The 25,678-nt window shown below is 35.8% G+C and carries 21 protein-coding genes; 13 read left to right on the top strand and 8 right to left on the bottom strand.

Annotated features, from left to right (window positions below; genetic code table 11):
- Positions 1 to 125: 125 nt before the first annotated feature.
- The 3 genes from ACSVH9_RS12065 to ACSVH9_RS12055 form a co-directional block, all read right to left on the bottom strand.
- Positions 126 to 917: a CbbQ/NirQ/NorQ/GpvN family protein gene (locus ACSVH9_RS12065; protein ID WP_438063925.1), complete on the bottom strand. Its 792-nt coding sequence runs from the start codon at positions 915 to 917 to the stop codon at positions 126 to 128.
- A gap of 374 nt (positions 918 to 1,291) precedes the next feature.
- Complete coding sequence (locus ACSVH9_RS12060) at positions 1,292 to 2,626, bottom strand: cbb3-type cytochrome c oxidase subunit I (RefSeq protein ID WP_438063924.1); 1,335 nt, start codon at positions 2,624 to 2,626, stop codon at positions 1,292 to 1,294.
- 104 nt (positions 2,627 to 2,730) lie between these two features.
- Positions 2,731 to 3,165: a c-type cytochrome gene (locus ACSVH9_RS12055; RefSeq protein ID WP_438063923.1), complete on the bottom strand. Its 435-nt coding sequence runs from the start codon at positions 3,163 to 3,165 to the stop codon at positions 2,731 to 2,733.
- Between the two features lie 419 nt (positions 3,166 to 3,584).
- Here ACSVH9_RS12055 and ric point away from each other — a divergent pair, with 419 nt between their 5' ends.
- The 12 genes from ric to ACSVH9_RS11995 all read left to right on the top strand — a co-directional run bounded on the left by ric (position 3,585) and on the right by ACSVH9_RS11995 (position 15,138).
- Positions 3,585 to 4,313, top strand: a complete 729-nt coding sequence (gene ric, locus ACSVH9_RS12050) for an iron-sulfur cluster repair di-iron protein (protein ID WP_438063922.1) — start codon at positions 3,585 to 3,587, stop codon at positions 4,311 to 4,313.
- Between the two features lie 29 nt (positions 4,314 to 4,342).
- Positions 4,343 to 4,483 (top strand): hypothetical protein, encoded by a 141-nt coding sequence (locus ACSVH9_RS12045; protein ID WP_438063921.1) that lies wholly within the window; start codon positions 4,343 to 4,345, stop codon positions 4,481 to 4,483.
- Positions 4,474 to 4,677 carry a hypothetical protein gene (locus tag ACSVH9_RS12040; RefSeq protein ID WP_438063920.1) on the top strand — a complete coding sequence of 68 codons (204 nt, stop codon included), beginning with the start codon at positions 4,474 to 4,476 and terminating at the stop codon, positions 4,675 to 4,677. Before ACSVH9_RS12045 ends, ACSVH9_RS12040 begins: the two co-directional genes overlap by 10 nt.
- Before the next feature lie 289 nt (positions 4,678 to 4,966).
- A complete protein-coding gene (locus ACSVH9_RS12035) occupies positions 4,967 to 6,124 on the top strand; it encodes a hypothetical protein (protein WP_438063919.1) in 1,158 nt (385 codons plus the stop codon).
- Positions 6,121 to 6,570 carry a CopD family protein gene (locus ACSVH9_RS12030; protein WP_438063918.1) on the top strand — a complete coding sequence of 150 codons (450 nt, stop codon included), beginning with the start codon at positions 6,121 to 6,123 and terminating at the stop codon, positions 6,568 to 6,570. The genes ACSVH9_RS12035 and ACSVH9_RS12030 overlap by 4 nt, the downstream gene beginning before the upstream one ends.
- Positions 6,571 to 6,597: 27 nt before the next feature.
- Positions 6,598 to 7,032 carry an RrF2 family transcriptional regulator gene (locus tag ACSVH9_RS12025; protein WP_438063917.1) on the top strand — a complete coding sequence of 145 codons (435 nt, stop codon included), beginning with the start codon at positions 6,598 to 6,600 and terminating at the stop codon, positions 7,030 to 7,032.
- 163 nt (positions 7,033 to 7,195) lie between these two features.
- Complete coding sequence (gene nirB / locus ACSVH9_RS12020; RefSeq protein ID WP_438063916.1) at positions 7,196 to 9,703, top strand: nitrite reductase large subunit NirB; 2,508 nt, start codon at positions 7,196 to 7,198, stop codon at positions 9,701 to 9,703.
- A gap of 93 nt (positions 9,704 to 9,796) precedes the next feature.
- Complete coding sequence (nirD, locus tag ACSVH9_RS12015) at positions 9,797 to 10,174, top strand: nitrite reductase small subunit NirD (RefSeq protein ID WP_438063915.1); 378 nt, start codon at positions 9,797 to 9,799, stop codon at positions 10,172 to 10,174.
- A gap of 80 nt (positions 10,175 to 10,254) precedes the next feature.
- Positions 10,255 to 10,842 (top strand): DUF4202 domain-containing protein, encoded by a 588-nt coding sequence (locus ACSVH9_RS12010; protein ID WP_438063959.1) that lies wholly within the window; start codon positions 10,255 to 10,257, stop codon positions 10,840 to 10,842.
- A 6-nt stretch (positions 10,843 to 10,848) separates the two neighbouring features.
- On the top strand, positions 10,849 to 12,660 hold the full coding sequence (locus tag ACSVH9_RS12005) for an ATP-binding protein (protein WP_438063914.1): 1,812 nt from the start codon (positions 10,849 to 10,851) through the stop codon (positions 12,658 to 12,660).
- 102 nt (positions 12,661 to 12,762) lie between these two features.
- The gene (locus ACSVH9_RS12000) at positions 12,763 to 13,428 is read left to right on the top strand and encodes a response regulator (RefSeq protein ID WP_438063913.1); all 666 of its coding nucleotides are present in this window, start codon (positions 12,763 to 12,765) and stop codon (positions 13,426 to 13,428) included.
- 372 nt (positions 13,429 to 13,800) lie between these two features.
- Positions 13,801 to 15,138 carry an MFS transporter gene (locus ACSVH9_RS11995; protein WP_438063912.1) on the top strand — a complete coding sequence of 446 codons (1,338 nt, stop codon included), beginning with the start codon at positions 13,801 to 13,803 and terminating at the stop codon, positions 15,136 to 15,138.
- A 575-nt stretch (positions 15,139 to 15,713) separates the two neighbouring features.
- On the opposite strand, the gene ACSVH9_RS11990 is transcribed toward ACSVH9_RS11995, so the two are convergent.
- The 5 genes from ACSVH9_RS11990 to ACSVH9_RS11970 form a co-directional block, all read right to left on the bottom strand.
- The gene (locus ACSVH9_RS11990; protein ID WP_438063911.1) at positions 15,714 to 16,520 is read right to left on the bottom strand and encodes an ABC transporter ATP-binding protein; all 807 of its coding nucleotides are present in this window, start codon (positions 16,518 to 16,520) and stop codon (positions 15,714 to 15,716) included.
- A gap of 296 nt (positions 16,521 to 16,816) precedes the next feature.
- Positions 16,817 to 17,704, bottom strand: a complete 888-nt coding sequence (ntrB, locus tag ACSVH9_RS11985; RefSeq protein WP_438063910.1) for a nitrate ABC transporter permease — start codon at positions 17,702 to 17,704, stop codon at positions 16,817 to 16,819.
- 360 nt (positions 17,705 to 18,064) lie between these two features.
- Positions 18,065 to 19,276, bottom strand: a complete 1,212-nt coding sequence (locus tag ACSVH9_RS11980; protein ID WP_438063909.1) for a CmpA/NrtA family ABC transporter substrate-binding protein — start codon at positions 19,274 to 19,276, stop codon at positions 18,065 to 18,067.
- 137 nt (positions 19,277 to 19,413) lie between these two features.
- Positions 19,414 to 20,841 carry an alginate export family protein gene (locus ACSVH9_RS11975; RefSeq protein WP_438063908.1) on the bottom strand — a complete coding sequence of 476 codons (1,428 nt, stop codon included), beginning with the start codon at positions 20,839 to 20,841 and terminating at the stop codon, positions 19,414 to 19,416.
- Between the two features lie 308 nt (positions 20,842 to 21,149).
- A complete protein-coding gene (locus ACSVH9_RS11970; protein ID WP_438063907.1) occupies positions 21,150 to 21,854 on the bottom strand; it encodes a Crp/Fnr family transcriptional regulator in 705 nt (234 codons plus the stop codon).
- 272 nt (positions 21,855 to 22,126) lie between these two features.
- Here ACSVH9_RS11970 and ACSVH9_RS11965 point away from each other — a divergent pair, with 272 nt between their 5' ends.
- Positions 22,127 to 25,639: a molybdopterin-dependent oxidoreductase gene (locus ACSVH9_RS11965; RefSeq protein ID WP_438063906.1), complete on the top strand. Its 3,513-nt coding sequence runs from the start codon at positions 22,127 to 22,129 to the stop codon at positions 25,637 to 25,639.
- The last annotated feature ends 39 nt before the right edge of the window (positions 25,640 to 25,678 follow it).

The following is a 25,678-nucleotide window of genomic DNA, read 5'->3' as shown; positions in this document are numbered from 1 at the left end:
ATTACTAAAAACTTTATCAATTCAACTAATCTATACCAGACTTTCTTTCCTTTATTGGATTAAAAGGCATGGAATTAATAATTTATTTCTCGCTCTCTTAATCCCCCCTTCGGGGGTTAGGGGGCTTATATCATCAAATTACACAAATCCTTCAGAGCTTCCAATGTTTGCAAATCATCCGTCAATGGTTCCACTACGGCGACATGCACAGATAATCGTTTTGGCAATCCGCTGTGAATGATTTTGGCAGCATCGACCAACAATCGTGTCGAAACCGTTTCGGTCAACCCTAATTCGGTAAGATTTCGTATTTTGTTACCAATAGCGACTAGTTTTTTGGCAGTGTCATTGTCAATATTGGTTTCGTTAACCAAAATTTCAGTTTCAATTTTCGGCTCCGGATAGTCAAAAGAAACTGCAATAAATCGTTGGCGCGTTGAGGGTTTCAGTTCTTTGAATCCTCTTTGATAACCGGGATTAAAAGAGGCTACTAACATAAAATCATCATGTGCTTTTATAGTTTCTCCCAATTTGTCAATAAAAAGAACACGTCGATGATCTGTTAAGGAATGTATCGCTACAATTACATCAGGTCGTGCTTCTGCAATCTCGTCCAAATAAATTATTGCTCCTTCTTTTACGGCAGTGGTCAAAGGCCCGTCCAACCAAACCGTTTCGGCTCCTTTGATGATGAATCGGCCGATTAAATCGGTTGAAGAAGTTTCTTCGTGGCAACTGATGGTAATGAGTTTTTTATCCAATTGATGCGCCATATATTCAACAAAACGGGATTTCCCTGTTCCAGTAGGCCCTTTTAATAAAAAAGGAATTTTATTTTTATAGGAATGCTCAAAAACTTCGACTTCTTTGCCTACGGTTTGGTAATAAGGAGCTTTTATTAAAGTATCTACTAACATATTTTTTATTTTTTAAAAAAAACCGAAACGCAAAACAATTGTTTTTATGGAAATGGAGGTTAAAACTATTGCCTAAAACGTTCCGGTTAAAAAGGCTCGGTTAGTTATTTTTCTGTTTTCCTGTAAGGACTTTTTTGGAACTTGCAGGTATCATATATTTGGTAATCATCCCTAAAAGGTTTGGAATAAAAACTTGCAGGACAACAAATAACAGAATGTTCTTGAAATTTGTGAAGCTGCGTGAGGGATAGAAACTAGCTACCGAAGTAGCGTGGATAGCCCGACCGCATTGAGCAAAGGGGGCAAATAAGCGGTTGCTAAAGTGGCCCCCTTTGCTCAATGTGGTCACGCCCAAATAATTTGAACTGAATGCATTATTTTGTTTCCAAAGCTTCATCTGTTGGCCTACCGTATTTTACGAAATCATAAATAAACAGACCAATACCTGTGGTGAACATCGTAGCGCAAATTAACAATACCACAAAGTGGATACTTATCTCGTTTTGCACAACCATAAATTCCATTTTTAGTTTTCTTTCTAAATACACTTGTACCACACCCGCTACACCAAAGGCTACCGTCATTCCTAGCATACCAATATTGGATAACCAAAAAGCTGCCATTCCAGTAGGACTTTGGTATCGTTTTCGGCCTGTTACGTTTGGCAAGGCATAGCTGATAATCGCCAAAACAATCATTGCATAGGCACCCCAAAAGGCATAATGTCCGTGCATAGCGGTAACCAAAGTTCCGTGAGTGTATAGATTGGTTTGTGGCAAAGTGTGAGCAAATCCAAGCAATCCAGCACCTACAAAAGATACTATTGCAGAACCAATGGTCCAAAACAAGGCAATTTTATTCGGATGACTTTTTTCTCCTTTTCGATACATATTGACCGCAAATAAAGCCATCGCTAAAAAAGCCAAAGGTTCTAATGCCGAGAAAATACCACCTACAATCAACCAAATTTTGTTTACCCCGATATAATAATAGTGATGACCCGTTCCTAAAACACCTGAAAGAAATGTTAAACCAACAATGACATACAACCATTTTTCAATGACCTCTCTATCCACACCAGTTAGTTTGATTAATAAATAAGAAAGAATACCTCCCATTATCAATTCCCAAACACCCTCAACCCACAAATGAACTACCCACCAACGGAAGAATGAATCCATAACCTGGCTATCAAACCAAATCATTCCTGGTAAATACAATAAAGCAGCAAACAATAACCCCATAGACAAGACCAATGCGGTCGTTGTTCTTCGCTTGGCTTTAAATAAGGTCCCCAAAATCAACCCTAAAAACAGTAATACATCTATTACCACCAGAAAATCCAGTTCTCTAGGTATTTCCAAAAATTTTCTTCCTTCCCAATGATTCAAGTGAAATCCGACAATCGCTACGACCCCAACAAGGGCTAGTGAAATTAATTGAACATAGGCCCATTTAACACTGATGAGTTCTCGTTGCGCTTCTTCGGGAATAATATAATAAGCTGCGCCCATAAAACCAGTTAATAACCAAACAACTAGCAAATTAGTATGCACGGCACGAGCAACATTAAATGGTATAATATCATGCAAACCTTGAATACCGATACGATCAAAGCCCATGATAAAACCATAGACAATCTGCAGTGAAAACAATAGCATACATAATGCAAAAAACCAGTAGGCTACTTTTTGTGATTTATATTTCATAATTCGTAAAATTTAATTATTTGAGGTCAAATATGTTATCGCTTTATGGTCAAGTAGAGTAAACAAATACAATCTTTTAGTAATGCGATTTCATTTTTTATTTTTTAATTATTCTCTTTGGCTAAAGGGGATACCACTCTATCAAACCCATTCAAATCAATTTTTCCAATCCATTTAAAATAAGCTACCATTGCGTTGGCATCTTGTTCGCTCATATTATAAGCAACCATTTTTCTACCATTAGGAGACCAAGGCACTGGTGACATTAAGGCTGCTTTAACGTATCCTTCTCCTCTACGTTCTAATACCTTGGTTAGTTCTGGAGCATAATAACCTCCTTCACCCATAATGGAATGACAGCCCATACAATTGTTTTGTTCCCATAGTTCTTTTCCTCTCACCACTTGTTTGTCTATAGACTTGTAGTTGGTTTGATCATTTCTGGGCATGAATGAATAAATAGTCAATCCGATAAAGATTAAAAAAGTGACTAAAGTACCTCCCAGAAAAAATGCTCGTGCTTGAGATTTTGAAAGCATAATAATCTGTTTTTTGTTAGTTAATAAATATTATTTTAAATAAAAGATATTTTTGTCTTTTATTGAAACGCAAATATAAAAGATAAATTTGTCTTTTATCAAATTAATAGTGATTTATTTTCAAGTAAATATTTTTTGTTTAAAATCGTAACTCAAAACTCCCTAATATATTAATCAATCTTTTACCAATTTTTATGAAAAAATACACTAAACAAATTGTGGAACAATTCATAAAACCCTTGTTTTGACATAAAAAGAATGATATAGTAACTTATCCCCTCTAAAAACGAGTAGTATTGCATTACTTTAATTTCCAAACACTTGAACAAAACAAAAAAGCAATTTTAATTAAGGATATATTTGTCTTTTATTTAAATAATACCTATTTTTGCACTATTATAAAATGAAAAAAAAATATTATGGAAACTTTAAAGCAAACAACAATAGGGCAATATGTAGCACAAGATTTTAGAACAGCAGCATTATTTTCAAAATATGGCATTGACTTTTGTTGCAATGGTAATAGAAGTGTAGAGGAAGCCTGTCAAAAAAAAGCAGTGAATCCTACTGATTTATTGCAAGAAATTGAAGCTGTTTTATCATCAAAAAGTGATGCTGGAATTGATTTTAATTCATGGCCAATCGATTTATTAGCCGATTATATCGAAAAAACACATCACCGTTATGTTGCTAAAAAAACACCAGTTTTGCTACAATTCTTGGATAAATTAAGTAGAGTACATGGAGCCAATCATCCAGAACTGCTGGAAATAAATGAATTGTTCAAAGGATGTGCTGGAGAATTGGCACAACACATGAAAAAAGAAGAGCTGATATTATTTCCTTTTATCAAAAAAATGGTTGATGCCACGATTACTGATAAATTAATTGAGCAGCCTCATTTTGGAACAGTCGAAAATCCTATTGCTATGATGATGCATGAACACGATGCTGAAGGAGAACGTTTCAGAAAAATAGCGGAGTTAACGGCTAATTATACCCCGCCTGCAGATGCCTGTAATACGTACAAAGTAGCCTTTGCGATGCTACAAGAATTTGAACAAGACTTACACAAGCACATCCATTTAGAAAATAATATTTTGTTCCCAAAAGCTGCCAAACTCGAAAAGGAATTTTCGGCGCAATGATAACAAAATAACTACTTAAATCAACTACTATGGATAACTACGTTTTCAAAAGGAATGGAAAATACAAACCATTTGAAAGTTTTAAAGTTAAAGATGCTATCGAAAAAAGTTTTAAAAGTGTAGCCATAGCAGTTGATAAAAGTGTTGTTGAAAGTGTAACTTGCAACTGAAAAATAAACTCGTTTGGGCAGTAGAAGAGATTAAAGATTTAATAGAAAAAACGCTTTATAACGAGGAATATTCTGATGTAATTCACTCGTTTATATACTTTAGGCTTACTCCAAAATTACAAAAAGAACATGTTGCAGGTTTGAATGATGCTGCTACTATGTTGACTGTACATAAAAAAAAGTTGAATATATAGAACAAACGAATTGTAACATCAATACCAACACCAATACTTCTTGCTCTAACAATTTATTAATCAATTTTAGACCTGAAAAAGCCTACAAGGCGAGGAATTTCGAATTAAGAAAAAAAAGGTAAATCTAGGAAATCCACTTTTCAAAAATTTGCTGCCATGTCGCAAAAAAAATGTAAGATGTTAATAAAAGAAATAGCGCAACCTTGATAATTAAAGTAAATAGAGAAGAATATTCATGAGGAGAAGTTGGATTTTGGTCTGTTTTTTTAATTTTTTCATAGCTTCACTGATGGGGTTATTGCTTCGTTGGATGTATGTTGCTCCAATATCAGGAGTCAATTTTCAGTTTTTGATGCACGGGCATTCACATGTTGCCATGTTGGGCTGGGTGTATTTGATGTTGTACTGTTTGATTTTTCATTTTTTTGTTCCAAAACAAGCGCAAGAAAAACCGGCTTACAACCGATTATTTTGGGTAACAGAAGTAGCCGTATTGGGTATGATGATTGATTTTCCAGCTCAGGGATATGCGTTTGCTTCTATTCTCTTTTCAACTGCCCATATTTTTTGCAGTTACTTTTTTTGTTATTTAATTTGGAAAGATGCTCAACCCAGCACGCTTCCTGAAAAGAAAATGTTGCATACGGCTTTGTTTTTTATGATTTTCTCTACATTGGGCGTCTGGTGTCTCGGTCCTGCAGTAGGATTGATGGGAAAAGCTAGTGCTTTTTACCAAATTGCAATTCAGTTCTTCCTGCATTTCCAATTTAATGGTTGGTATCTTTTTGCGGTTTTGGCACTATTTTTCAAACAGTTCCATTTAAAAATCGACAAGGTAAAATTTAACACTTTTTATCATTTGTTTGTTAGCGCTACACTTTTGACATTAGCTTTACCTATTAGCTGGTCACTTGCAAACCCAATTTTCTATTGGATTAATGCAATTGGAATTGTCATTCAATTGATTACAGCATTGGCTTTTATACATATTATTCGCCCGCAATGGCAAGCGTTCTTCGACTCAATGTCATGGCCAGAAAAAACAATTTACTTTTTAACCTTATTTTCATTAGCACTAAAAATTATTATTCAATTAGTAGTTTTAGTACCCGAACTAGCGCAAATTTCTCACAATATTAGAAATTTTGTCCTTGGATACGTTCATTTAACTATGTTGGGAATTATAACCGGTTTTTTGTTTGGATTAGCCTTTCAAAATCATTTTTTAAATGCTAAAAAATCAATTCTTAAATGGGGAACTTTTCTTTTTTTCTCAGGTTTTTTGATCACTGAATTTCTTTTATTCCATCAAGGCATTTGGTTTTTTATGCATAAAGGAATAGCTACAAATTACTATCTGAATTTATTTTTATCAAGTATGCTATTGCCTGCTGGCCTTTTGCTAATAATCATTGCTATTTTTAAACAAAAATCAAAATTGATATGAATCATCATTTATTATTAATCATTCATCTATTGTCTGCCGCGATTTGGGTTGGTGGTCATTTATTGCTGGTTTTTGGTTATTTACCTACAGCTCTCAGAAGCAAAAATCAACATATAATTCTCGACTATGAGCGAAAATACGAACCAATCGGAATGACTGCATTGATTTTACTTGTAATCACAGGTGTTTTAATGGCATATAAATATGGTGTAAGCATAGAACATTGGTTTGATTTTACAAGCTCGATAGAGAAAGTAGTTTCCATAAAATTACTTTTACTATTGATTACAGTACTTTTTGCATTAAGTGCCCAATTTAGAGTTTTACCAAAACTAAAAACCAATCCCAACAAATTACCTGAAATGACCTTCCATATTGTTGTCGTGACCGTAATCGGAGTTTTGATGCTTATTTTAGGTTCTTTTATTCGATTTGGTGGCTATTAAATTATAAATTTGCAAAAACCCATTATTATGTTTTCTAAAACCTGTGAATACGGTATTCGAGCCGCCATTTTCATTGCATCAGAATCCTACCAAAATAAACGTTCAGGATTAAAAGATATCGCTAACAAGATTGATTCTCCTGAAGCTTTTACAGCCAAGATTATGCAAACTTTGACTAAGAACAAACTTATAGACTCTGTTAAAGGAGTTGGTGGCGGTTTTGAAATTCCAAAAGAAAGAATGGCAAGCATCAAACTTTCTGAACTCGTAGATGCCTTAGAAGGCGACCGTGTCTTTAGGGGTTGCGGATTGGGACTTGCCAATTGTTCCGAAGAACATCCTTGCCCTATGCACGATAAATTCAAATCTATCCGAAACGAACTCACACACATGCTAGAAACCACCACTTTAGAAGAATTAGCTCTTGGTATAAAATCAGGAGACACCTTTTTGAGGTATTAGACCCTATTGTTTTTTTTTGTAAAACTGTTGTTTTAGGGTGTCCAAAAACAAATACAATACAACCAAGTATATTTCAAAAAAACTACGTAAAAAAAATTAAGTATTTTATTTTTAATTAAGTATTAATACTTATATTTGCTTTGTAATACTTAATTCTAAAGTTATGATCAAAGTAATTGTAGTCGGGAACGGCATGGTAGGATATAAATTTTGCGAAAAATTTGTGTCGAAATCAGGAAGCGAAAATTATGCCATCACAGTATTTGGAGAAGAACCAAGAAGGGCTTATGATCGCGTCCACTTGAGCGAATATTTCAATGGAAAAAGTGCTGATGAACTATCATTATCCACAACGGATTGGTACAAAGAACACAACATTACTTTAAACACTTCAGAGTTAGTTACTGCTATCGATACGTCTAATCGTAACATTACCACCCATAACGGGAAATCTTATACGTATGATTACTTAGTATTAGCAACAGGTTCTGCTGCATTTGTCCCTCCCATTAAAGGAGTAGAAAAAGAAGGTGTATTTGTATATAGAACCATTGAAGATTTAGACGCCATAATGGCCTATGCCAAAAAAATAAAAGCCAAAGGAGCTACAGAAGCCGCCGTTCTTGGCGGTGGACTATTGGGACTAGAAGCGGCTAAAGCAGTGCGAGATTTGGGACTCAACCCACATGTTGTTGAGTTTGCACCACGCTTAATGCCAAGACAATTAGATCAAGGTGCTAGCGATATGCTACAAGCTAAAATAGAAGCACTCAATATAGGAATTCACCTTAACAAAGCAACCCAATACATAGATGGAGATGACAGCATCAAAGGGATGATGTTTGCCAATGATGAACTACTTAAAGTAGACATGCTTGTCATATCTGCTGGTATTAAACCTCGTGACGAACTCGCAAGAGTTGCTGGATTAGTTGTTGGTGATCGTGGTGGAATAGTAGTCAACAATCAAATGCAAACATCCAATCCTTTTGTGTATGCCATTGGTGAAGCTGCTTTATACAACAACATGATTTATGGCTTGGTTGCACCCGGCTATGAAATGGCCGATGTGGCAGCCGAACAAATCTTAAATGGTTCAAAAACCATGAGGGAAACCATCGATATGTCAACACAATTAAAGCTAATTGGTGTTGAAGTTGCGAGTTTTGGTGATCCGTTTATAGAAAACGACAGTGTAACCGCTATTGTTTATGAAAATAAATTTAATGGTATCTACAAAAGAATCAATGTTACCAAAGACGGCAAGACCTTACTTGGTGGCATACTTGTAGGTGATTCCTCTGATTACAATAGCTTATTCCAAATTTACAACAATGCCCTAGCCTTACCTACTAATCCAGAAGAGTTGATTTTGGGCTCTCGTGGAGGAGAAAGCAGTGGTATGGGTAATGTTATGGATTTGCCCGATACTGCAGTTATTTGTTCTTGTGAAAATGTCACCAAAGGTACTATATGCTGCTCCATCACCGAAGGAAGTTGTGAAACACTGTCGGACGTAGTCAAACTCACCAAAGCCACTTCTGGTTGTGGTGGTTGTAAACCTATGGTAGTAGATTTGGTAAAGGCCGCTCAAAAATCTATTGGCAAAGAAGTAAAAGAAAACCTTTGCGAGCATTTTCATTACACTAGACAAGAACTATTTGACTTGGTGAAAATCAATAAATATGTTAATTTCTACGATGTAATCGATCATCATGGTACTGGAGATGGGTGTGAGATTTGCAAACCCGTGATTGCCTCTATATTCTCGAGTATTTATAATGATACAGCTAACAAACATGTCACTACACAAGACACTAATGATCGCTTTTTGGCTAATATTCAACGTAACGGCACTTACTCTGTTGTACCCCGTGTCGCAGGAGGCGAAATAACACCCGAAAAACTAATAGTTATTGGTGAAGTCGCCAAACAATTCAACTTATACACCAAAATTACTGGGGCGCAACGAGTAGACTTATTTGGCGCCCACGTAGGCGATTTACCCGAAATATGGAGAATTTTAATAGAAAATGGTTTTGAAAGTGGTCATGCATATGGCAAATCCTTAAGAGCAGTTAAAAGCTGTGTAGGCAATGCTTGGTGTCGCTACGGTATGGACGATAGCGCTGGCTTTGCTATTGAACTCGAAAACCGATACAAAGGCATTCGTGCACCGCACAAACTCAAAGGAGGCGTTTCGGCATGTATTAGAGAATGTGCTGAAGCTAGAGGCAAAGACTTTGGAGTCATTGCAGTAGAAGGAGGTTGGAATCTCTATATCTGTGGCAATGGAGGTGCCAATCCTAAACATGCTGTATTACTAGCCGAACAAATAGATAAAGCAACAGTCATAAAATACTTAGACCGTTTCTTGATGTACTACATCCGCACCGCTGGCCCACTAGTACGAACTGCTACCTGGCTAGATAAGTTGGATGGAGGTTTGGATTACTTAAAAGAAATCATCATTCACGATCGTATTGGAATTTGCGAAACCTTAGAAAGCGAAATGGAAGAACTGGTAGGCACCTTTGAATGCGAATGGAAACAAGTACTTGAAAAACCAAGACTTTTAAAGCGTTTTAGTCATTTTGTGAATACTGACGAGAAAGATGATGCCATAGAATTTGTTCCTTTAAGAGATCAAAAAATGCCAAGACCTTGGTAAAAAACATAAAAAATAACGTTTCCCTTTAACGCTACCTCTTTCCTCCCTCCTTTCAACTAGGAAAGAGTATAGCGTTATTTAAATCAAAAAAATATGGAAGAATTATTAAATCAATACGAAACAGTAGCTACCGAAAATGTAAAAATTTGGTTCAAAGCAGGAAACACTAAAGATTTTCCAAGTAATAGAGGTGGCTGTATTAAATACAAAAACAAACAAATTGCTGTTTTCAATTTTGAAAGAAGAAATGCTTGGTATGCTTGCCAAAATGCTTGTCCACACAAAATGGAAATGGTCTTATCGAGAGGAATGACCGGGTCTGCTGACGGCGTTCCAAAAATAGCCTGTCCAATGCACAAAAAAACCTTTTCTCTTATTGACGGGAGCAACCTAAACGGAGACGATTACAAAATTGCCACATACCCAGTAAAGATTGAAGGTGACGAAGTATTCGTTGGCTTTTTGGATTAAATACGTATATTTGGTTGATAAAAAATAATGCTTTTTCTTATTTTAAGCCGATTAAAAAAGCGTCTGTAACTTCCTTTTCAATGAATGTGAATCGTTTTCAAAATGCCCTACAGCGCATTGATGCTGCCAATGCAAAAGACCCTAATAAAGTTGTAATTGATGATGCCATAGTTGCAAAAGAATTATTGTATTCTGATAGAATGCTAAACCGCTTGATGGATTTTGCTCCCGATGCATCTGAAGCCATTCAAATTGCCGCCAAAGGGCAGCATATTTGCCGTTGGGAAATTGCTAGAAACACCTATCCGATGGATCGTGTGGGCTACTTAAAATGGAGAGAAGCACTCAAAAAATTTCATGCTTCGAAAACTACTTCAATCCTTGAAGAAGTGGGTTATGAATCTTCGTTCATTGAACGCGTTTGCTTTTTGATTGAAAAAAAATTACTCAAAAAAGATGCTGAAACCCAATTACTCGAAGACGTAATTTGTTTGGTCTTCCTTGAATATTATTTAGAAGAGTTTATCCTAAAACACGACACTGAGAAGCTCAAAAATATTATTGTAAAAACCTGGAATAAAATGTCTGAAAAAGGGCAACAAACAGCCTTGACCTTATCTTTTTCAACGGCAAGTTTACAACTCATAAAAGAGGCGTTAGACTTATAATTAACTATGAGTAGTTCAAAAAACGACACCACAATAGACTCCATTTCCTTCAAAAATTTAAGGAGATTGTATCTCTTTGCACTATTAACAATTGCATTGACTGTTTTGGTAAGTCAGTTTATTCTACAATACAATCTCAACCGTCAATTAAGTGATTCCAAAATCATCAACACTTCTGGAAAACAAAGAATGTTAAGCCAAAAGTTGACTAAAGAACTTTTAATCCTTCATTCTGCAACAGATCCCTCCAAAGTTGAAATGGAAAAAAAAAGAATTGATTCTATTCTAAATAAATGGAAATTTAATCATAATGCTTTAGTGTATGGCAATGAAAAACTAGGTTTTCCTAAAGAAAAAAGCGCGCTATTGAACAAATTGTATCAATCGATTCAACCCAATTTCGAAGCCATAATAGCCGCGAGCCATCAGTATTTACAAATTAAAATAAACGAGAAAAATCCTGAGAAGCTACAGCAATTGATAACTATTATTTTGGACAATGAACGTATTTTTTTGACCAAAATGAATCAAATTGTTGAACAATATGATCAAGAAGCTTTAGAAAAAGTAACGTTACAAAGCAAAACAGAATATGGCATACTGCTTTTTACCCTGCTGGTATTGGTTTTAGAATTCCTTTTTATCTTTAAACCAACTAATAAAAAGATTGAGATACTAATTTCAAAACTGTTAACCTCAGAAAGAAAAGCACTTAAATTAGCCTACAATACCGAAGTTTTGAGTGAAATAAAAGAAAACTCTGTAAAAGAACTCAAATCTTTAAATTATGCTATGGAAAACACACTACTTTACTGTAGAGTAGCACCTAACGGAACTTTAATTCACATAGGAGAAAAATTTTCCAAATTATTGCACTATAATAAATCCACCACTGAACAACGTTTTTCACAAGTACTTACCGCTTCAGAAAAAGAACAGCACGGCATTGACCGTATCATTGCAGAAAAACATAGAAGCGGTTGGCAAGGAGAAATTACCTTTACAAGTAAAGAAGACACTACCATTTGGCTAGACTTATCTATGGTTCCTGTAACTATAAAAAAAGGAGCATCTGAGCTGTTGATTATCTGCTTTGATATAACGGAAAGAAAAAAAGCACAACAAGAAGTGGAGCGCCTTAACATTGAAAGCAGTGAGGCAAAAATCAATCAGCAAAAAATAATTTCGAGTAAAATTATCGAAAATCAAGAAAACGAACAAAATCGCATTGCCAAGGAAATTCATGACGGAATAGGCCAAATGCTAACGGGCCTTAAGTTTAGTCTTGAGAGTATCAATCTAGATGATAAAGAAAAGACCTCCCAAAAAATGGAATACCTCAAACAACTTTCTTTAGACATCATAAAAGGTGTTCGAACAGCTACTTTCAACTTAATGCCTCCCGAATTGAGCGATCATGGCATCGTTTCATCTTTGTCTAAGTTATGCCAGGAACTATCCAAATTAACTGGAAAAAATATTGTTTTTTATAATAAAAGTCAGTTTGAACAGCGTTTGGACTCACTAACGGAAATTAATATATATAGACTTTCGCAAGAAGCCATAAATAATGCTATCAAATATGCTGATTCAACACACATTATTGTTCAATTATCGCATAGCACTAGCATTTTAAGTATCACGATTGATGATAATGGCAAAGGATTTGACCTACAATCTGTAGAAAAAAAGCGCAATAGCACATCTGGAATGGGGCTTGTTTTTATGCAAGAACGAATACAATACATCAACGGGCGTATTTTTATTAACTCAATTCCTGGTGAAGGTACTCGAATTACCTTCAATATTCCTATATAGGAATTCGCTCTTTATAGTTTTGATATATGTATTTCACATAATTACAAAATACGTATCTTAGCCCCAAGATTAGTTAATTTTACTTAAAAAAAATCAATACTTATGAATCATCCCATTCGAGTAGTATTAGCAGATGATCACGTGTTCGTTCGTGATGGTATCAAATCACTGTTAGAGAATGAAAATAACATCATAGTTGTTGGGGAAGCTACAGATGGACAAGAAGCCTTAACTATAGTAGCCTCTGAAAAACCTGATTTACTTATCGTAGACATTAGAATGCCTCACTTTACTGGCATTGAAGTGGTTGAAAAAATACGTCAAGAGAACACCCCACTCAAGATTGTAGTACTATCCATGCACGAATCTGAAGAATATGTATTAAAATCTATAAAAGCAGGCGCGGATGGTTACTTGCTTAAAGGATCTAGTAAAGAAGAATTCTTAAAAGCATTGCACACTGTTGCTAATGGTGGTAAATATTTTAGCGGCGATATTTCCTCTATTTTAATTAACCAACTTACTAATGGCAACGCACCACTCACTACTGAAAAAAAACGACAACTAGACGAAGAGCTAGTTATAACCAAAAGAGAAAAAGAAATTTTGCAGCTTTTATTATCAGGAAAAGGCAATAAAGAAATTGCAGAAGCCCTTGAAATTAGTAAACGAACAGCAGAAGTGCATCGCTTTAACTTGATGAAAAAACTTAAGGTTAAAAATTTAATTGAATTAGCAAATAAAGCAAAAGAGTATTCGCTGCTCTAGTGTTTATTCAAAAACTTATTGATTCAATGCGTTCAAGTGGTAATTTTACCACTTTTTTTTTGCTTTATAAAATCCTAAATGAGCTATCCCTCCTACATTCCCTACAGTTTACACCAAATGCAACGCTACCATAAAAACGATTAAAAAAGTCTTTTTTAAACTATTAGTTAGTTCTTCAGCTACCGAAACAACACTTTAAGCAAAATACTTATAAAAATTAAGTATAAATACTTAATTATTTTTCAAAAACTGCGTTTTGGCAGGTTTTACTCCGTCATTCGTCATTATTTTTGCCATAAAAGTACATGAAATACTTAAAAAAAGGATTTCATCTACGTATTAAAATAATGTAAAATAACTAACCTATCGAACATGAGCTCAATTTCAACCCATCAACCGCTTACTAGTTTAAACATTTTCAGCTTTAAAGGCGTTCAAATGCGAACTTTCCATATTACATGGCTTACCTTTTTCTTTAGTTTTTTTGCCTGGTTTGGTATGGCGTCACTGATGCCATTGGCAAAAGAACAGTTACACCTTACCAAAGATCAATTGGGTAATATTCAAATTGCCTCTGTTTCTGCAACAATAATAGCTCGATTACTAATCGGTCGACTAGTAGATGCCTACGGCCCACGATTAGTGTACACTTGGCTACTAGTACTATGTGCTGTACCGGTTTTGTTAATAGGAACTTCACAATCGTATGAAAGCTTTTTACTGTTTCGATTAGCCATAGGTGTAATTGGAGCTTCTTTTGTTATTACACAATTTCATACTTCTGTAATGTTTGCACCTTCAATAAAAGGAACAGCAAATGCTACAGCTGGAGGGTTTGGAAATGCTGGTGCTGGCTTAGCAAATAGCACAATGCCATTAATTGCTGCTGGCTTTGTAGGATTAGGATTTTGCACACACGAAGATAGTTGGAGATACGCAATGATAGTTCCTGGAGTTATACTATTAATTTGCGCCTTTGTCTATGTTAGATATACAAAAGATTTACCCAACGGGAATTACAAAGAATTAGGAATTGCTAACGAAAACAAAGAAAACACCTTTATGTTAGCCGTAAAAGACTACCGCACTTGGGTCTTAACGGTTGCCTATGCAGCTTGTTTTGGAGTTGAAATTACTATTGATAATTTCGCCCCAATTTATTTTACAGATACTTTTGGTGCCAGTCTAAAAACAGCTGGATTATGCGCAGGAATCTTTGGCATGATTAATATTTTTGCTCGACCCTTAGGAGGAATTGTAGCCGATAAAGTGGGCAAGATATATGGTTTTTCTGGAAAAAACGTATTGCTTGCTTTGCTATTAATTGTAGAAGGAATTGGAATCATTTTCTTTGGTTTGACAGAGCAGCTGGGGCTTGCTATCTTTTTAATGTTTCTTTTTGGAATGAGTTTAAAGATGGCAAACGGAGCCACTTATAGCCTTGTTCCTTTTATCAATCCAAAGGCTGTTGGTAGTGTGGCAGGGATTGTTGGAGCCGGAGGAAACATAGGTGCTATGCTAATTGCGTTTTTATTTAAAGCAAAAGCAGTTAAAGTAACAAAAGACGTAATCGATACTAATGGCCTTTCTCAGACAAAAGAATTAATTGATTATACTGATGCTTTTTACACACTGGGAATCATCATCTTTATTACAGGAATCATTGTTTTGGCAGTAAAATATGCAATCAAAACAAAGGATAGTGAATAAGTACTTCCGCTTTGGGTAACTAGCACTTAAATAAAGAGGGAATGAAATTATACCAGCAGTTTTGGATATACTTTCATTCCTTTTTGTACTTGTTTACGTTCCTGTATAGCTCGGGAATGATGCAAAGCAGTTTCGTAAATCAAGAATTGAAGTAAACAATTATATCTAACAGTGGTGGGGATAATTATTAAATAGGCTTTAATCGAAATTAGGGGAGATTTTGACTAAAGCCTTTTTTGAATCTCATTTTAAAGAATGGGCTAAAGCCCATCCCTATTCAAACTTCACAAAAAAAGAGCGTGCCAAACATTGCTGTTCAAATACCACATTAAAAACAACAAAAGAATAAGCTAAACTCATCCCTATTCAAACTTTACAAAAAAGAACAGGCTAAACATTGCTATTCAAATACCACATTAAAAACAACATTAGAATGAGCTAAAGACCATTTCTATTGAAACTTTACAAAATAGAACGATACACTCATTCCTATTGAAAAGCTACTTTAATTCAAAAAAAATCCTTGCAAATTGCCGAAACAACGCAAGGATTCTTTCCACCAAATTGAATTGAAATTAATTCTTATAGGTCATTCCCATATCTTCAATAGAAAATGCATCGGTCAATAAGTGGAGCAAACGATCTCTTAACTCAATATATTCGGGCATTTTTACTATTTCTATTTTGTTTCTCGGTCTTGGCAAATGCACTTCTTCAATTTCTCTGATAGTAGCCGAAGGACCATCTTTTAAAACCACAATTCTGTCCGATAGAAACAACGCTTCTTCAATATCGTGTGTAATCATAATGATGGTTTTATCGCGATTATTGAGATTCCAAAGTTTCAACACTTCCAACTGCATAGAACTCTTGGTAAAGGCATCTAAAGCTCCAAAAGGTTCGTCCAAAAGTAGTACTCCAGGATTGATGGCGAAAGCTCTTGCAATGGCAACTCTTTGTTTCATTCCTCCAGATAACTGGCCTGGCAATTTGTCTCGATGTTCTAACAAGTTGACCATTTTAAGGTTGGCATCTACAATCTCGTGTTTTTCTTTTTTGGAACAATTCATTACTGAATCTACGGCTTGAAAAATATTTTCGTGAACCGTTAACCAAGGCAATAAGGAGTAGTTTTGAAACACTATTCCTCTGTCTGGCCCTGGTCCTTTGATGGTATTTCCATCTAACTCAACTGTTCCTCCTGAGGGTGTTAGCATTCCAGCGATGGCATTCATAATTGTTGATTTTCCACAACCTGAATGGCCAATGATAGAAATGATTTCGCCTTTTTTTATGGATAAATTGATGTCACGAACAGCTGTATATTTTCCTTTAGGGGTTGGAAAGGAAATTTCTAAATTTTTGATTTCTAAATAGCTCATAAGATGTTGGGTTTAGGGTTGTGAGTTGTTTAAAGTTTAACCGCAAGGTTCGCAAAGGGTTACGCTAAGTTCGCAAAGGTTGATGGTTTGTGGTTAACAGTTAAAAAATTAACCATAGGATTAACGAAGGGTGATGATGTACAACAAAATCCATCTTTGCGTAACGTGTTTTTTGCATGAGGGATGGTAGTGGAGCTCTTTTTGAGCATTTTTCTTGCTCAAAAAAGCGGGAACGTACAGCCCGACCCGACCTACTGAGCCTGTCGAAGTATCGGGAGGGACATGCCCAAATGCTACTACCCCTTGTAAGCAACTTTGTGCTCGATGTAAGTAAAAATCCTATCGAAAAGTAGTCCTACCAATCCAATGATAATGATGGCCGATATTACTTTTTCGAGGCTCAAGGCATTCCAACTGTCCCAAACAAAGAACCCAATTCCGGCACCTCCAGAAAGCATTTCACCTGCTACTATTACCAGCCAAGCCACGCTGATACTGAGTCGCAATCCAGTTATGATGTGTGGTAAGCTGTACGGAATTAGGATTTTTGTCAGGTAACGCTTTTTCGAAAAACCAAAGGCTTTGGCTACATTTTTATGGTCTTGAGGAATTGATGCTACTCCAAAAGAAGTATTGATGAGTGTGGACCACAATGAGGTAATGAAAACAATAAATATGGTGGCCATTCCAGTGTCTTTAAAAACCACCAAACCTATAGGAAACCAAGCCAAAGGCGATACTGGTTTTAATAATTGCACAATAGGATAAAAGATTTGTTTGCAAATGGTACTAGCTCCCATTAGTATTCCGATAGGAATGGCAAACAACGAACCAATCAAAAATCCAGAAAGTACTGTTTTAATTGAAGTGAATAGCTGTAACCCGATTCCTTTGTCATTAGGACCATAATCATAAAAGGGATCACTTAGCATTTCTTTAAGAACGGTAAGTGTGGCTACTGGACCTGGCAAGGCTTGTTCTGTAAAATAACTTATGAGGCTCCAAAATCCCGAAAATAAAAGTATTCCAACTAACGCGAATAGCGTCGATTTTGATTTTCTTAGGAGTGAATTGAATAGTAGCTTCAACCTTGGATTTCCGAAATCACTACTTGAAGCGATGCTAAGCTCTTGACTACTTTCTGTATTCAAAGCGTCTATTGTAAGGGTGTTTTTATCTGACATGGTATGCTTATTTAAATTGCTATTTTTTTTATTATTTTAAACATATAAGTCATAAAAGTATTAGAGTAAAATTGTGTGTGTTTTTGAACCATATAAGGAATTGAAGGACATGTAAGATTTAGCAAAATCCGTTTAATCCGTAAAATCCGTGGCTAAATTCAACCACACAGGAAGCATTGAAGATTTAATTTAAACAAACATTTAATTGTTTGTCTTTTTTTACTTTCAAAAGACTAACACTTGTACTTTTACTTTCTAATATGACTTAAATGTTAATATTATTTTTTTAAACATGTAAGTCATGTAAGTTGTCTATTGCAATGCTATGCTGATTTCTAAAATGACTTAATATGTTTATTATTACTTTTTAACCACCTTTAGGTAAGCCGCAGGATTGGAAGGATCAAATACGGTTTTATCCATCGTTAATGCAAAAGGTTTCATATCGTCGTTGGGTACTTTTACATTCATACTTTTGGCAACTTCTTTGTATAAATCATCCAGAATAAGTTTATCAGCAATGGCGGTATAATTGGGCGCTTCCTTTAAGTAGCCAAAACGAACAAACTGTGCCATGGCCCAAATAGCATGCGATTTTCTAGGATAATTGACCATTCCGCCTTTATGAAATAGCATGTAATCCTTATCATAGATTTCTACTCCTTGGTTACAACCTAAATTGTAATCTCCCATAAGTCTTGCCTCGATAACATCAGCTGGTGCATTTACATAAGGTGCTTTACCAATAATGGCGGCGGCTTTTTTTCTGTTGGATGGGACGTCAAGCCATTTGCAAGCTTCCATAACGGCTTTCATTACTTTAACTAAGTCACTTCTACGTTTGGCACTGAATTCTTTATTAACTACTAAAGCTTTCTCAGGATGGTCTTTCCAGATGTCTTGAGAGGCTACTTGAGTAAAACCTATTCCTTGTTTTACGGCTACTCCACCCCATGGCTCTCCTACACAAAAGCCGTCCATATTCCCTACTTTCATATTTGCAACCATTTGTGGTGGTGGAATTGTGATGATTTTAACCGCTTTTTGATTCAAGCCCGCTACAGACATCCAGTTGCGCAACCATAAATCGTGTGTTCCTCCTGGAAATGTCATAGCAAAAGTGACTTCTTTCTCAGCTTTCAATTTGGCCGCAACTACTGGGGTCACTTTGTTCATTTGTTTAAAACCAACTTTGCCACAAAAATCATTGGATAAAGTAACGGCTTGACCGTTTACGTTAAGCATCATAGCAATCATCATTTCTGAACCTGCTTTTCCTCCTACCCCTGTGTAAACAGAGAAAGGCATAGAATATAAGCAATGAGCACCATCGAGTTCGCCTGTTAAAATCTTATCACGAACATTGGCCCAAGAAGATTCTTTGGTCACTACTACCTCAACACCATACTTTTTAAAAAGTCCCAATTCTTTGGCCATTACGATTGGAGAACAATCGGTTAAGGGAATAAATCCTAATCGTACAGGATCATTTTGTGCCGCAATGGATTGAAAAAAAGCGACAGCTACAATCATAAAAATAGATTGTATTGCTTTGTTTATTGATGTTTTCATATTCTTTGTTTTATCGTTTATAGTTTAATGTTCGTGGTTTATGGTTTGTGGTTTATAGTTTATAGTTTGTGGTTCGTGGTTTGAAATAACACAATTATCAAATCACTAATACACAACACCTACTACCCACCATTGAATTACTTTTTAGCTAAAAAATTAGGGGTAATATTGAGCATAATATATCCAAAGTGAGGCGTTAAGTCAGCATTAGCAACGTTTTTTACAGCTGCAGAAGCCATAGTATTGGTAGCTTGCATATAAGAATAACCGGCCTCTAAATTGATCATTTTAGTCAAACCATATTTTACAGTAACATCTAATTCGGTACCAAGATATTTGTTAAGGTTCCCTGCTAAGGTATTGGCCGATTCAAATCCGTGAAGATCAAAAGTGAAACTCAAATTATCTTTAGCATTGTATTTCGCTTTTAAGAAATAATTCAACAACCCTTGGCTTCCAAAACCGCTAGCTACATAAAAATAGTCCATGTATCCCCAAAATTTGTGTGGTGTTCCATACAAAGGATCAAAGCGATTGCTCTTACTTGTTGCAGTCACTGCTTTAGTTCCGTCATTTCCAGAAAGGTAATCGATCCCTGGACCTACAAACCATTTGCGCCCCATTTGATAAGTAGCAGTAACAGACGCTAAATTTGCATAAATAGAGCGACCGTCTTTGTCTTTACCTCCTTGGTGATAGACGCTTCCTGTAAGGTTCAATTTTCGAGTAAAAAAAGTATTGAAGAAAAACCCAGTGGTGTTTCGGCTCCAAACGCCTTCTGTATTCACTTTTGTAACCACTGCTGGTGTTCCACTAGTTACAGTGGTATACTTATTAAAGTCGTCTTTAAAGAATAAAAAGGAAATGTCTCCAAATGAAAACTTTTTGTCAACATATAAGTACTGAAACGATTTGTACATCGTCCCAATTCCATTAGTACCAGCACCATAAGCAGGATTAGTACCATTATAAATTGTTCCTGAACTAAGTTCTTTGTTTTGATTAAAAGCTACCCCTACATCGGCAATCCATCCTTTGTTGGCATATTTAAAAACAATGGCATCGTGGCGACGTCCTTGTTGCAACCAATCCAACCCCCCTAATACTTTTTGATCATCATAAGAAATTTGTTGACGACCAATCTTTACTGACATATTTTGAATAGTGCTTAGTGTATCTATCAAACTTATTTCTCCCCAAGCTTCGTGTAACAAAACACCATTATTCACTTCGGTAGTGGTTCTATTGATTGAGGAAGCATCCTGCCCCCAAACTCTCACGTCTTGTAGTGCCGTAAAAACTTTGAAACGGTATCCAGAATAACCCAAATTTAATCTGGCTCTTTGTGAATTGAACAAGGCCGTCTTCTCTCCCTTCTTTTGTAAAGTTCCAAATCCTGCTCTAATTTCTGTCCTTTCTCTGATTTGTCCTGTTGCCGTTAATTGTGCTTTAGTGGTGTTTACAGAAAAAAGAGTAATCACTCCGGCTAGTAAAGCGATTTTGCTTCCTTTTGTTGATGAACTTACTACTTCTTTTTTAAATGAATGTTTTTTGTTGGTTAACATAGTTTTCGGTTTTGATTAGTACACTACAAACTTAATTAAGTATTTATACTTACGTATTGTAATTTTACAAACAAAAAACTCTTTTTACCCCTTCTTTTATAGTACTAAAAAGCGGGCTATTTTATGCGTTTTCGCAATAAAAAAAGTAGAATCCCAATAAAAACAGCCCTTTAGCACAATACCAATACTTAGATAATTACCACTAGTTCACAACAAAACAACGCTATAGTATACAAATGCATAAAAAAAGCCTCATTAAAGAGGCTTTGCGTGCTACATTTCAAATAAATATGGTATACTATCTAAATTTAAATATATTTATGATCCATAATTTCGGTTCTTAGCTTAGCTATATTTAACAATCCTATTCTTTTTCCAGTAGTTTCTATTAATTGTTCTTTTTTCAAACTAGAGATCATTCTGGTCACTTGTTCCTCTGTGGTACCAGCAAAATCTGCTATCTCTTTACGGGATAACGCTATATCTATAGTGCCATCTGTTTGACCAAATTTTCTATGGATGTACAATAAAGAGTCAATCACACGTTCGCGAACATTCATGTGTGCAATTTTCCGAATATTATTTTCACTTTTATTGAGTTCCTCTGCATAGAACAACATTAAATCATAGGTAAATTCTGGAACAGTATGCAAAATTTCGAGCATGACTTCATTACTAAAATTACACAAAACAGTATCCTCTAAGGCGTAAGCCCCAATCAAATAGCGTTTACTGGTACCAAATCCTCGAAAACCTATGGTATCACCGTCTTTGGTAAAGCGAACAATTTGCTCTCTACCATTAATACCCGTTTTTATGGTTTTAACTTTCCCTTTTTTTATGAAATACAACCCTTGCATGGGAGCACCCTCAATTATAAATTGATGACTTTTTTTGCATACAAAGCTATTTTTTTTATCCAAAAAAGGTTTCATCTTATCCAAATGCAAATGCTTTTTTATAAAACAGTTTTCATTGTTACAACTATTGCAATGTACTAAGGCTTCCTTCATAATTGTATCTTTTTAAAATTAAATTCAAACTTTACATAAACAATTAACTGTCACGATTTCCTGCATTATTTTGCTTTTACCACGCTATAAATTGTAGTATTCTAAAAAATGAGCTTGGGATTTATCGTATCTCGAATTTTTATTCAAACTTAAGAAAAAAAATAAATTACATACGTATTTTTACGTAAAAATACTTATTTTTACAACTGAATTATCGAAATACAATTTTAGATAATCATTATAAAGAAAAGTGTAAATAAAGAAGTGTAATAATGCAAAATTCTGAAATCAAAACTACATGCTCCTACTGCGGTGTGGGTTGCGGCATCATCGTTACCAATGATTCCAAAAAAGGAGTAAGCGTAAAAGGAGACCCTAATCACCCCGTAAACAAAGGAATGCTTTGTTCCAAGGGCATGAATCTTCATTATGTAGCCAATGATACATCAGATCGTATTCTCTATCCAGAAATGCGTTGGAGCAAAGAACAGCCACTAGAACGAGTTAACTGGGACCAAGCCATTGAGCGAGCTGCAGCGGTTTTTTCTACAATTATAAAAAAATATGGCCCTGATAGTGTCGGTTTTTATATCTCGGGACAATGCCTAACAGAGGAATATTACTTGATTAACAAATTGGTAAAAGGCTTTTTAAAAACAAATAATATAGACACCAATTCTAGATTGTGCATGAGCTCAGCAGTAGTGGGCTACAAAAAAACATTTGGAGAAGATAGTGTTCCTGTTGCCTATGATGATATTGAACTCGCTGACACCTTTTTGATAACGGGTGCTAACCCTGCTTGGTGTCATCCAATTCTTTTCAGACGAATTGAATTGCACAAAGAGAAGAACCCAAAAGTTAAAATAATTGTTATTGACCCTCGCAAAACCGATTCTGCATTGAATGCTGATTTGCATTTACAAATTATACCCGGAACCGATATCATTTTGTACCATGCCTTAGCCAAAAGAATCATAGAAAAAGGGTATGTCGATCACGATTTTATAAAAAATCACACCGAGAATTTTCAAGCCTATAAAACATTAGTGGGAGCGAGTTCTTTGGAAAAAGCTTCAAAACTATGTGGCATTTCTGTTAATGACATAAAACTTGCTGCAGACATGATTGGCAAGGCCAAAGGATTTCTTTCACTTTGGGCTATGGGATTGAACCAAAGTGCAATTGGTGTCGATAAAAACACTGCCTTACTAAATCTTTCATTGCTCACTGGACAAATCGGAAAACCTGGTTCAGGACCTTTTTCCTTAACGGGTCAACCCAATGCAATGGGAGGAAGGGAAGTTGGCGGTATGGCCAATCTATTGGCTGCCCATAAAGAGTTAAGTAACCCAATCCATCGCAAAGAAGTAGCTGACTATTGGGGGGTAACAGAAATCAAAGAACAACCTGGACTCACAGCAACTGAAATGTTTGACGCATTGGCCTCAGGTTCTATGAAAGCCATTTGGATAGTTTGCACGAATCCCTTAGTTAGTTTACCCGAATCTCGAAAAATAGAAAAGGCTTTGCAAAATGCCAAGTTTGTGGTAGTTCAAGATATTTCGCACCGCTCCGACACAACTAAATATGCCGATCTCCTTCTTCCAGCTGCTGGCTGGCTTGAAAAAGAGGGGACTATGACCAATTCAGAACGAAGAATTACTTATTTATCAAAAGGAATTAACCCACCAGGCGAGGCGCTGTCTGATATCGAAATCATCACACGATTTGCAAAAAAAATGAACTTTAGCGGGTTCGATTATGCTTCTACGGAAGAAATTTACAGAGAACATGCTTTGCTGACCAAAAACACGACTATAGATATCTCATTTTTAAACTACAATCGATTACAAAATGAAGGTTCCTTTCAATGGCCAGTTCCTGATTACGGTCATCCAGGAACACCTAGATTATTTACCGATAAAAAGTTTTATACTCCTTCACAAAAGGCGATTTTCAATCTGCCAACTACTATAGAAAACACATCAGAAGCTCCTGATGCTAAATACCCTTTCATCCTTACCACAGGACGCATAAGAGACCAATGGCATACTATGACCAAAACAGGTAAAGTGTCACGATTGATGACTCATATCCCTAGCCCCGTTTTGGAAATGAACCCGATTGATGCTTACAAGGCAGAAATAGAAACGGGCGATATTGTTACTGTAAGCAGCAAAAACGGTGCTGTAAGAGTCAAAACAAAAGTAACCAATGCTACCCGAGAATCTGTTGTTTTTTTACCCATGCATTGGGGCAAACAATTGGATAATGATTTGAATCGTACCAATAACTTAACCAATACATTGGTAGATCCGCTTTCTAAGGAACCTGATTTTAAATACACTAGTGTTGCTATTGAAAAATACAAAAAACCAACCGAAAAAATTGTCTTGGTAGGTGCAGGAGCAGCTGCATTTCGATTCATACAAAACTACAGAGAAATCAATACGCAAGATGAAATAGTAGTCTTTTCAAATGAAAAAAATCCATTTTATAACAGAGTTTTACTTCCTGAATACGTTACCGCCGAACTCTCTTGGGAGCAACTTTTAAAAATAAAAGAAGAAGCCTTAGCCAAACTGAATATCACCTTACAATCTGAAGTTGCTATCAACCATATTAGTACAGACGAAAAAAAGATAACAGATAGTAATGGTGTTATTCATCATTATGACACGCTAATTCTTGCTACTGGGAGCCGTCCTTTTGTCCCCGAAAACGCACAGCTGCATCTACCTGGCCGATTTACTATAAGAAAAAAAGATGATGCTGATCGATTGCGTAACTATTTAGAGCAAACACAATTGCCTCCAGAAGAACAACACGTTGTGATAGTAGGTGGCGGATTGTTAGGGCTTGAATTGGCCGCAGCACTTAAACATAAAAAAGTAAAAATCACCATTATCCAAAGAGCATCCCGTTTGATGGAACGCCAATTGGACCGTATTTCGAGCAAATTACTAGCTGAGGAAGTACAGCAAAGAGATATTCAAATTTATTTTGACAATGAAGTAAGTACTGTTTTTAGTACCAATCGAGCCCATGAATTAGAAATAGCTTTAAAAAGTGGTAGAACCCTAACTGCCAACGCCATAGTTTACACAATAGGAACAATACCGAATATTGAGGTCGCCAAAGAAGCTGGGCTTACTTGTGCCCGTGGTGTAAAGGTGAATCAGTATTTGCAATCCTCTAATCCTTCCATATTTGCTATTGGCGAAATAGCCGAATTTAATAATCAACTTTTTGGTATTACTTCAGCAGCAGAGGAACAAGCCGATATTCTTGCTAATTATCTGGCAGGCGATATTAGTAGCCATTACAAAGGTTCTGTTTTAATGAATATTTTAAAGCTAGAAGATATCAATTTATGCAGCATTGGCGAGATTGAAGTACCAGAAAACGATGACTCGTATGAAGAAATTGTTTTTTCTGATTTAGGCAAACGCTATTACAAAAAGTGTATCGTTAAAAACGACTTGTTGATTGGCGCTATTTTGATGGGGGATAAAAATGAATTTGCCGAATTCAAAACCATGATTGAAAGTAAAATCGAACTTTCTGATAAACGAAATACATTATTAAGAGGAAGCGCTACTGCAAAACCTATTCTTGGTAAACTCGTATGTTCTTGTAGCCAAGTTGGAAGCGGGAACATAGAAGCCACCATCAAAAGCGGCGTTACGGACTTTACCACTCTATGCAAAACCACTGGAGCAGGTTTAGGCTGTGGAAGTTGCAAAACAGAGGTAAAAGAACTATTAGCAAAAACAAAATAACGATTCACAACAGCCCAAGGTGCTACCACAAGGCTACAA

The sequence above is a fragment of the Flavobacterium sp. RSSB_23 genome (assembly GCF_051547145.1).
Classification (GTDB): Bacteria; Bacteroidota; Bacteroidia; order Flavobacteriales; family Flavobacteriaceae; genus Flavobacterium.
This window is presented reverse-complemented; position numbering and strand designations above follow the sequence as displayed.

Bases quoted from the DNA above. Each gene is read 5' to 3' on its own strand.
- ACSVH9_RS11990 (WP_438063911.1), bottom strand. From the start codon at position 16,520: ATGAGCTATTTAGAAATCAAAAATTTAGAAATTTCCTTTCCAACCCCT.
- ACSVH9_RS12045 (WP_438063921.1), top strand. From the start codon at position 4,343: ATGGATAACTACGTTTTCAAAAGGAATGGAAAATACAAACCATTTGAA.
- ACSVH9_RS12065 (WP_438063925.1), bottom strand. From the start codon at position 917: ATGTTAGTAGATACTTTAATAAAAGCTCCTTATTACCAAACCGTAGGC.
- ACSVH9_RS12000 (WP_438063913.1), top strand. From the start codon at position 12,763: ATGAATCATCCCATTCGAGTAGTATTAGCAGATGATCACGTGTTCGTT.
- ACSVH9_RS11975 (WP_438063908.1), bottom strand. From the start codon at position 20,841: ATGTTAACCAACAAAAAACATTCATTTAAAAAAGAAGTAGTAAGTTCA.
- ACSVH9_RS11995 (WP_438063912.1), top strand. From the start codon at position 13,801: ATGAGCTCAATTTCAACCCATCAACCGCTTACTAGTTTAAACATTTTC.
- ACSVH9_RS11970 (WP_438063907.1), bottom strand. From the start codon at position 21,854: ATGAAGGAAGCCTTAGTACATTGCAATAGTTGTAACAATGAAAACTGT.
- ACSVH9_RS12055 (WP_438063923.1), bottom strand. From the start codon at position 3,165: ATGCTTTCAAAATCTCAAGCACGAGCATTTTTTCTGGGAGGTACTTTA.
- ACSVH9_RS12010 (WP_438063959.1), top strand. From the start codon at position 10,255: ATGAATGTGAATCGTTTTCAAAATGCCCTACAGCGCATTGATGCTGCC.
- ACSVH9_RS11965 (WP_438063906.1), top strand. From the start codon at position 22,127: ATGCAAAATTCTGAAATCAAAACTACATGCTCCTACTGCGGTGTGGGT.
- ACSVH9_RS12030 (WP_438063918.1), top strand. From the start codon at position 6,121: ATGAATCATCATTTATTATTAATCATTCATCTATTGTCTGCCGCGATT.
- ACSVH9_RS12035 (WP_438063919.1), top strand. From the start codon at position 4,967: ATGGGGTTATTGCTTCGTTGGATGTATGTTGCTCCAATATCAGGAGTC.
- ACSVH9_RS12060 (WP_438063924.1), bottom strand. From the start codon at position 2,626: ATGAAATATAAATCACAAAAAGTAGCCTACTGGTTTTTTGCATTATGT.
- ACSVH9_RS12005 (WP_438063914.1), top strand. From the start codon at position 10,849: ATGAGTAGTTCAAAAAACGACACCACAATAGACTCCATTTCCTTCAAA.
- nirD (WP_438063915.1), top strand. From the start codon at position 9,797: ATGGAAGAATTATTAAATCAATACGAAACAGTAGCTACCGAAAATGTA.
- ntrB (WP_438063910.1), bottom strand. From the start codon at position 17,704: ATGTCAGATAAAAACACCCTTACAATAGACGCTTTGAATACAGAAAGT.
- ric (WP_438063922.1), top strand. From the start codon at position 3,585: ATGGAAACTTTAAAGCAAACAACAATAGGGCAATATGTAGCACAAGAT.
- nirB (WP_438063916.1), top strand. From the start codon at position 7,196: ATGATCAAAGTAATTGTAGTCGGGAACGGCATGGTAGGATATAAATTT.
- ACSVH9_RS11980 (WP_438063909.1), bottom strand. From the start codon at position 19,276: ATGAAAACATCAATAAACAAAGCAATACAATCTATTTTTATGATTGTA.
- ACSVH9_RS12025 (WP_438063917.1), top strand. From the start codon at position 6,598: ATGTTTTCTAAAACCTGTGAATACGGTATTCGAGCCGCCATTTTCATT.